This window comes from Deltaproteobacteria bacterium (assembly GCA_030654105.1).
Classification (GTDB): Bacteria; Desulfobacterota; SM23-61; order SM23-61; family SM23-61; genus JAHJQK01.
Window position 1 is genome coordinate 1 of sequence record JAURYC010000186.1, and the last position, 8,547, is coordinate 8,547.

Annotated in this window: 7 protein-coding genes; 3 read left to right on the forward strand and 4 right to left on the reverse strand. The window is 52.1% G+C overall.

Annotation, left to right across the window (positions count from 1 at the left end; genetic code table 11):
• Positions 1 to 625: 625 nt before the first annotated feature.
• The 3 genes from Q7V48_07765 to Q7V48_07775 all read right to left on the reverse strand — a co-directional run bounded on the left by Q7V48_07765 (position 626) and on the right by Q7V48_07775 (position 4,183).
• Entirely contained in the window at positions 626 to 835 is a 210-nt protein-coding gene (locus Q7V48_07765; protein MDO9210630.1) for a lipocalin family protein, read from the reverse strand.
• Positions 836 to 856: 21 nt separating this feature from the next.
• Positions 857 to 1,564, reverse strand: a complete 708-nt coding sequence (locus Q7V48_07770) for a class I SAM-dependent methyltransferase (GenBank protein ID MDO9210631.1) — start codon at positions 1,562 to 1,564, stop codon at positions 857 to 859.
• Positions 1,565 to 1,633: 69 nt separating this feature from the next.
• On the reverse strand, positions 1,634 to 4,183 hold the full coding sequence (locus Q7V48_07775) for an MMPL family transporter (GenBank protein MDO9210632.1): 2,550 nt from the start codon (positions 4,181 to 4,183) through the stop codon (positions 1,634 to 1,636).
• Positions 4,184 to 4,386: 203 nt separating this feature from the next.
• Here Q7V48_07775 and Q7V48_07780 point away from each other — a divergent pair, with 203 nt between their 5' ends.
• The 3 genes from Q7V48_07780 to Q7V48_07790 are packed head-to-tail and all read left to right on the forward strand — an operon-like array spanning position 4,387 to position 6,959.
• Positions 4,387 to 5,073 carry a glycosyltransferase family 2 protein gene (locus tag Q7V48_07780; GenBank protein ID MDO9210633.1) on the forward strand — a complete coding sequence of 229 codons (687 nt, stop codon included), beginning with the start codon at positions 4,387 to 4,389 and terminating at the stop codon, positions 5,071 to 5,073.
• A gap of 27 nt (positions 5,074 to 5,100) precedes the next feature.
• A complete protein-coding gene (locus Q7V48_07785) occupies positions 5,101 to 6,801 on the forward strand; it encodes an FG-GAP-like repeat-containing protein (GenBank protein MDO9210634.1) in 1,701 nt (566 codons plus the stop codon).
• The gene (locus Q7V48_07790; GenBank protein ID MDO9210635.1) at positions 6,798 to 6,959 is read left to right on the forward strand and encodes a hypothetical protein; all 162 of its coding nucleotides are present in this window, start codon (positions 6,798 to 6,800) and stop codon (positions 6,957 to 6,959) included. The genes Q7V48_07785 and Q7V48_07790 overlap by 4 nt, the downstream gene beginning before the upstream one ends.
• 27 nt (positions 6,960 to 6,986) lie before the next feature.
• Here the strand turns inward: Q7V48_07790 and Q7V48_07795 are convergent, their stop codons facing one another.
• Complete coding sequence (locus Q7V48_07795) at positions 6,987 to 8,321, reverse strand: radical SAM protein (protein ID MDO9210636.1); 1,335 nt, start codon at positions 8,319 to 8,321, stop codon at positions 6,987 to 6,989.
• Positions 8,322 to 8,547: the final 226 nt, after the last annotated feature.

Consider the following 8,547-nt stretch of genomic DNA (forward strand, 5'->3'; position numbering starts at 1 on the left):
TTAGGTTGATGTTTGTTTTCTCCGTTTACCGCCTGGTTTCCCAGAGGAAGACACAGGTCCTCCCAAGTTCCCGGCAAAATCCCTTGGACAACATGCCGTGGACTATGACCCCGGTGGAGTATCCGCCATCTCGCCTTTAACGATGGCTTCGTTGCTGCCTTCAGTGTTCTTAATCCCTTGGGCTTGCTCCACAACCTTAGCGTTTTCGAGGCTGAATTCCTTCACCCTTACGGATTACGGCCTGCTGTCCCCCTGTTTACGCTTCATCCATACAGTTACCTGCATAGATGCAAAACTCGGATCTGACGGTCGGCTAACTTTGTCAGGCTGGCTTCTCAACCAACTGCATTCTCCAGACTTTGCCTGGCGCACTAAGAACTCGCTTTGGGGTGGGTTGAATATACAAAAAAGGCAATTGTGTGTCAAGGGAATTTTAGCACAGTAAAAAGTATAGTAAAAAGTATAGAACTGCTTCAAATTACCGCAAAAAATGAGCCAAATTTGCATAGAAGCTTAAGATATCGATTTTATTATATTTTAGTAAAAATCTTTCCTAATCATCTTGGTAGGAGTGGAAAAGAATTCCATCTTTTTCCAAAATTTATTCCACCTTATCTCGATTTGATCAAAAAAGGCCCCCCAGGCTTCCGGCGTAGCCGGTGAGTTCGACATAACCTTCACAGGAGACTTTCAAACCCCCCGAGGTTCCCCCGCCGGCCACAGCCCCTTCCCAGTAGATAACCCCTGTGGAACCTCCGGTGTTTAATTCCTGGTCAGCCAAAATTCGATCGGATTTTGCCTGGAAACTGGCCCGGGAATGGGAGTACCAGGCCAAGGAATTTTTATCAAGCCTTCCCTAATCCTCCTCACCTCTCCTTCGTCGTTTTTTCTCCCAGCAACCGCAATATACATCCCACCACTGGAGATCGGTGGTGACTTCTTCCAGAGTACAAAACCCTTTTTGACGATGACTGTAAAATTTTTCTTCTAAACAGGTTAAACCGTTGCCGAAGGTCTGGAGCATTTCATAAGTATAGATTCTATGGGCGTTAAAGGCAATGGCAGGCTGGGCGTGGTGGATGGTGGTGGTGAAGATTATACGGCCGCCGGGTTTTAAGACTCGAATCATTTCCGCAAAAGCTTTTTGATCGGCATCCACATCGAACTCGTCCCCGTACCGACCCAGGCCGAAGTGTTCCAGCGCGCACAGGGACAGGACAACATCGACGGCGTGATCAGGTAAATTGATTTTTTTGGCATCACCGGTAAGGATCGTTTCGTTGGCACAAATAGGTTGGCGGCTGCGGACGTCAATCGTCGTGATGGGGAAATTGGCCAGGAGCCCCAGAATAAAATGTCGGTAAGATCCGACGTCTAAGATATTGCGGGGATGGACCTGGCGTATCTGGGCGGCAGCAAAGGCACATTCATAATCTACAAAGTTTTCCGGGTGGGATCCCGCTTCATCCGCAGGTTCCTCAAAAATATAAAACCCGCCGGGATCTTTTTTTAAGTGAGCCAGATTCTTTTTATATTCTCTATCCATCGCCTTGGGGGATGTCATTTTCCTACCTGTTGCGCCGGTCGGCAGTTTTAAAGTGGTAGGTTGTCTTCTCGATTTGAACCCCATTATTTAAGAAGATCTTCTTTTTGGCAACAGCTTTTGCAGAAGCACCGGTAGCAGTGTGAGAGCGGTGAGGGCGCTGAAGCCAACGCCCATCAAGGCAACAGCCCCCATGGACTGCAGCCCGGGATATCCGGAAAGGACCAGCGAGCCAAAACCCACCAGGGTCGTCAGCGCTGCCAATACGACCCCCTTGCCGACCTGGGTCAGCCCCGTTTCCAATCCTTCTTTTCCTCCTTCCAATCCCCGGAACAAAATGTGTACTCCATAATCCACCCCCACCCCTAAGACCATGGTAAAGACTACCAGGTTCATGAAGTTCAAATCCATTCCCAGGAGGCCCATGAGCCCCAGAGTCCAGGAAGAGGCAAGGACAACGGGGAGGAGGCTCATCAGAGTAAGCTTCCAGGAGCGAAAGCCAAAATAGATCAGAGCGGAGACGCCCGCAAGAGCAATCAGGAATACCTTCCAGGCCTCGCTGGTCATCAAATTTTCCAGCTCACTTTGCACAAATTTCGATCCGGTGACCTGTATATCGGGGGCAGTTTCTTTCAGACCTCCAATAAAGACTTTCGACTTCGGGTCGGTCCAAAAACCTGGCTGGACATGGAGATAAGACGCGGAAATCAAATTGTCTCCACTGATCTTAAAGAACTTCTCCCCTATTGGCTTTAGGGGAGAGCTCTGAAAAGCTTCCCAGGTTAAGACCTCCCGATTGGCCAGCATCTCTCGCAGCATCTCCAGGCCCGCCTCGAAAGGCTCAATCCGGAGTCCTTCTTTGTGAATAGCTTCCTTAAGATTTTTGGCCACCCGTAATGGATTGAAAGTCCCGTTTTTCCGGGTCTCGATCCATTTCAGGTTCCTTTTCTGCTGCGAGAGGGGAGGAATGAAAACGGCCAGGCTTTCATAACGGGATATGGGCAGGCCGGAAGCCATCGCCTCCTCGAATTTAGCCTTTAACCTCCCCTGAACCTCCAGAGCTTCTTCTATGCTATGACCTCCGGCTAAGACCACGATGGTCTCCCCCCCTTCTCCCATCTTTTCCCGGATTCGCTCTTCCAGGACAAGCGACGAATGGCCCGCAGGACGGAGTCGCCTCGGATCGTTGTTCAACCTTACCTTAAAGGCCCATCCCATCGTGCCCAAGGTCATGGCTGCGCATAGAAATATGACCAGCCAGGGGCGTTTCAGCGCCAGCAAGCCCAGCCGTTCAAGCCCGAAAGAAGAGACGGCGCGGAAGTGGAGCTCTCTTGTCTTCCCCTTTTCCCTCCAGGCAACCAGGGCGGGAAAGAGGAAAAAAGCGCAGGCCAGGCTTAGAAGAATGCCCGTGCCCGTGAGAAGCCCCAATTCTTTTACGCCTCGAAAATCTGAAAAAAGGAGGGCGTAATAGGCTGCGGTGGTCGTCACCGCGCCGGTAAATACACCCGGCCCGGCATTGCTCAGGCTCTTCTCCAGGGCCTCTGGAATCCCCTCACCGGCGTTCCTCTCTTCCAGGTACCGGCTATAAAGCAGGATGACGAAATCGATGGAAAGGCCCAGGATGATCGCCGAAAAAGCTCCGGTCGATTCGCTGAGTCGCCCCAGGAATGGCGAGAATAACCCCAGGGTGAGGAGGGGACTCATCATCAGCGGAAGTAAAGCGTATAAAATTGCCATCCCCCTGCCAAAGGCCAAAACGAAAAGGGTCAGAACGCCGATCAAGGAAACCGAGAAGTTCATCATCAATTCTTTCTTGATCACCCGGCTGTCTTCTAAGGCGCTCATATATCCGCCGGCGAGACTGATCTTGAGGTCCTGAAGGTCGATGCCGGGGTCGATATTTTTCTCCTTGGTAAAAATTTCCCGGGCAGCTCGCTCCGCGGCCTGCACTTTATCGAGCAGCATTTCATCGTAGCCCACATCCGGCGCCGAGCCCCTCGGTTTTCCGATCAACAGCAACATTTTACGGTCCTCCGAGAGGAGGTATTCCTGGGATGCGCTTTGCCCCCCAGCGGGAATATGTTTTTTAAAAAGCGGCCAGAGATCCAGGGGGTCGCGAACCAGCCACTGGGATGCCCAGGAGCCGAGGGGAGAATGGAGTCTAACTTTCAAGGCCTGAACACGCCGTTCGATCTCCGCCTCCGTGAGCTTGACCTCCATTGCGCGCAGCTCTTCTTCGGAGAGGTAAAGCAGGGCCTTGCTGAGGAATTGCTGTTCCATCCTTTCTCGGGCGGCTTTATCCATCCGGCCCTGAATTTCCCTAAACTCTCCGCTGGCCATCAGCCGTTCACCCAAAACTTCGGCAAAGGGGCTGAAGGTTTCCACGTCCCCTCCGCTTTTCCGTTCCAGGACGATGAACAACGAGTCGGCTGCCCCAAACTCTTGGAGGAATTGTACGAATGCCCTTGTGGCGGGGGCATTGGATGGAAGGAGGTTGATCACGTCGCTTTGAAACTGAAGGCGACTGACCAGCAATCCGGATAGCAGCCCAAGGATCAGAGTGCTCCCCAGCACAAGTTGGTAATGGCGATAGGACCAATTGGCTACCCAGCGTAATTTTTTTTCTTCGTGAAAAATCATAGCCAAGGGGTATAAAGGAGATCTATGACCCAAGCAGACGTTTTGTTTTCAGAGATCCCCAACCTTATTTTTTATTGTTGCGCAGGTGATTCTTTTCTGATAAATATATCTAATTGTTATTTCGTTCCATCAACGGTCATAAAACATCCTGGAGCATCGTTTAACAGCTTACGTTCATTTTGTCAAGGTTAAGGTTTATTACGGTGAAAAACGGCCACATCTGTGCCCTCATCCCGGCTTTTAACGCAGAAAGTTCTCTCGGCGAAGTCATTGATCGGGCCAAAAAATTTATTCAGCGCGTGATCGTGGTCAGTGACGGGTCTACCGATAACACGGGTGAGGTCGCCCGCAGCCATGGCGTTGAACTCATCACCATCCCCTCCAACCGCGGCAAGGGATATGCCCTGCGCCTGGGTTTTTCCCACGCTCTTTCCAACGGATGCAGCGCCATCGTTACCTTAGACGCGGATGGGCAACATGACCCGGCAGATATCCCGAGCTTCCTCCGTGCTCATGATCAAGATTCCGGAGCCATCCTGATCGGTTCCCGTATGGCTGAGGCAGACCGATTTCCCCGCCAGCGGTATTATTCCAACCGGGCCGCAGTTTTTTTCATTTCCAAAGCCTTGGGGCAACACCTCGAAGATACCCAGTGCGGGTTTCGCCTGTATCCTTCAAGGGTGCTCCGCCAGATCGCTTTAACCACTTGCCATTTCCAAACTGAAACCGAGGTCCTCCTGCGAGGCGCCCGCCAGGGAGTTCGCCTGCGTAGCGTGCCGGTCAAAAATATCTACGTGAACGGGAACGCCCCCCAGAGCAACTTTCGGCCGGTAGTGGACACCTTTTACATTTGTCTGGTAGTCCTTCAGGGGTACCTGGGAATTCTATGAGAATTTTTCCTTATCAGGAGGGATGAAATGAAGCGTATGATGATGTCCGGCGTAAGTCCATTTTTGGGGATTTTGCTCGCCCTCTGCCTTTCCCTGACCATTCCTCTCCAGTGCTGGGGGGCTGCAAAAACCCGTGTAGCGGTCATCGACTTTGAGCAAAAAGGGGAACAGGAATTCAGGGGCAAGCAGGTCGGAGAGATCGTGGCCGAATGGTTGATCACCTCCCTGGTCAGGACCGGACGATTTGACGTGGTGGAACGGGCCCAACTGCAGAAAATTCTCCAAGAACAACAAATGGGAATGAGCGGGATGATCAGCCAAGAAACCGCGTCTAAAGTGGGGGAGCTATTGGGAGTGAAAGTGATTATTACCGGTTCCGTGATCCGACTCGGCAATATTTATGATGTCAATACCCGTCTGATCAAGGTGGAGGATGGGTCCATTCTTAAGGCGGAAAAAATCCGGGGGCCGGGGTTGGACGCGATCGAACGGATGATGGATTCACTGGCAGACACTATCAAAAAAGATTTTCCTATCGAAGGGTATGTAGTAATGGTCACCGGCAAACGAGCGATGATCGACCTGGGGAAGAGCCATGGAGTAGAACCAGGGATGCAGTTTATAGCCTTCCGCCAAGGCGCGCCCGTGCGGCATCCAGTCACCGGGAAGATGCTCAAAGGTGAGGATATCAAAATTGGGGAGATGTCGGTCCAGACTGTGCAGACGGACACTTCCTGGGCCGAAATCACCAAGGAAGAGCCAGGAGCAAAGATCGCGGCCGGAAACCTGACCCGATCCAGTGGATTGGAAGGTGTGGCTCCTGCTCCCGCGGTATCTGTTCAACCCCCCCCTTCCAGGCCTGCACCCATAGCAATGAAGATGTGGGCCGGCAAGGGACGCGCCGAGAAGATCGTGGCGGACTGGAACGGCGACGGACTTTATGACCTAATCCTTGGGGACCGCGACGGCTATGTGACGGTTTATCTCAACCAGGGCACGAATGATTCCCCCAAGTACGCTGTGGGCATGAAATTACGGGGGGGAGGTAAGGAAATCAAAGTGAGAAGTCCTTCTGTTCCCTACCTGGTAGACTGGAACGGGGATGGGAAAATAGACCTGCTGGTAGGGAACGGCGGTGGGTACCTGCACTTCTTCCCCAACGCGGGTTCTGTAGATTCCCTCGATTTCGCGCCGGGAGTGATGGTGCAGGCGGCCGGCAAAGATTTGGATGTTGGGGGCAAAGCTTCTCCCTGTGTAATTGACTGGAACGAAGACGGGAAAATTGATCTGCTAATGGGGAACGGAAGCGGAGAGATTTTCCTGTACCTCAATGAAGGTTCCAATGAACAACCGGTCTTTGGCAAACCCATCAAGCTCAATGGGGGAAGCTTAGACGTAGGTTCTACCTCTTCCCCCGAGGTAGTGGACTGGAACGGGGATGGCAAGAAGGATTTGATTATTGGTAACGCTGATGGGGAAATTATTGTTTTTCTCAACAAGGGGACGAATGAAGACCCGCAATATGACAACAAAGGGGAAAAGCTACCCTTAAAGTTTGGGGAGGATGTTTCCCCCCGGGTGATCGGTTGGAACCGACCAGGGGCAAACGACCTGGTGGTCGCCGACCGGAACGGAGAAGTCACGCTCTACGTGAATACCGGGACTCCACAGTCCCCTGCTTTTTCAGAGAAAAAGGTTTTGCGGGCCGGGAAACCGCTGAGGAGGTGAACCATCTCGGGTTCACCGCCCGCCTGGTGTCGATCAAAACCGGCCTCGTAGTGTGGTCGATTTCCCAAACTGGCGGGCGAATCTTAAGGCCTTTGGGCCAGGTAGCCGAGGAAACGGTTCGACAAGCCGCGGAGGATCTGCAGTCCAAGATTCGTTAATATCGCCCTCGGTTTCCTAAAAAAACTTTAAAGAACCGATGCCGCCTCAGAACCCGGGCGGAATTTGTCCCGGCTTCTTTTCGCATCCTTTTCCATTTTCCGAACCCCCTGCATAAAACCGAAATTCAGGGCCAGATAAAGACTGAAGTGCTGGAAGGAAAACGGGCGCCGCTGCCAGAGAGAGAGCCAGTTATAGGTTTGCCGGTAGGCCCAGAAAATATTCTTTTGCAGGTTCTCCGGAGTAAAATTCCGCGGCTGAAAAACAATATTCTGCCGATCGTACTTCGACCAATCCCGGTGCAAGATTCGCCCTTCTTTTTCCAAATCCACGAATAATTTCGTCCCCGGAAAAGGGGTTAAATGACAGTAGTTCACTCCGGTCAACCGGTTTTCCTTTACAAACTGCACAGTGGATTGAATCCCTTCCACGGTGTCCCCGTCAAACCCGAAGATGAAAGAACCCTGGATGTGAATCCCCTGTTTGTGGATTTTCCGGATCGCCTCTTCGTACAGGCTGCGCAGGTTGACGTGTTTGCCGATGGAGCGCAGGACTTCGGGAGAGATGGACTCGAAGCCGATGAGCAGGCCGATGCAACCGCTGCGCGCCGCCAGACCCAATAGTCCCGCGTCTTCGGAGATGGATAGGGAACATTGGCCGACCCACTTCTTTTTCAGAGGAATCATAGCCGCAAAAAGCTCTTTGGCCATGGCCGGGTCTCCGACAATGTTGTCGTCTACAAAGATAAAAAGTTTCCGAGGCAGGGCTTTGATCTCTTCGATGACCTGAGAAATGGGCCGGGAACGGTAAGATCTCCCGAAAAAAGAACTCACCGAGCAGAATGAGCAGGCCATGGGACATCCGCGGGAGACCTGAACGTTCCGGGGGATGAAATATCTTCTGGCCCGCAAGAGATCCCATCGGGGGGCTGGTAAGTTATCCAAAGAAACCGGGGCCGAATCTTTATAGATCCTTTCCAGGCGACCTTGTCCCGCTTCCTGAAGTACCCGGGCCCATAGGTTTTCGGCTTCCCCGATGACTACTGAATCGCAATGCTGCAGAGCTTCTTCCGGAAGGGCGGAAGGATGAATTCCCCCCATAACAACCGGGATCCCGCGGGCGCGAAAATGATCGGCCAGGGCATAGGCCCGGGTGACGGTCGGCGTCATGGAAGACAGACCCACCAGGTCTGCTTCAAGATTAAGGTCGATATCCTCCACGGCTTCATCAATCAATTGTATCTCTACTGCCGGCGGGGTGATCGCGGCCAAAACTGGCAGAGCCATGGGGGGCATGGTAAAAGCGGCTCGCCTTTTGCGCCAGTGGTATGAGGTTGCTGCCGGCGCGATTAAAACCACACGCATTTGAATTCCCCTAAGGTCTGGGCCTAAGAACAAGCCCAGAGTGTATATCATAGATCTCTGGAACGAAAAAAAACATGAAAAAACTATTAAAGAATTATGAATCCGGAAGTAAGGTTCTGTCAAGGGTCAATCCTGTATTTTCCTTGACATGAGCAAATCATTACAAGTAATATTTCTGCCATCATGTCGAGCAAACGACTTCTCTTCCGCCTTGGCCTTTTCTACC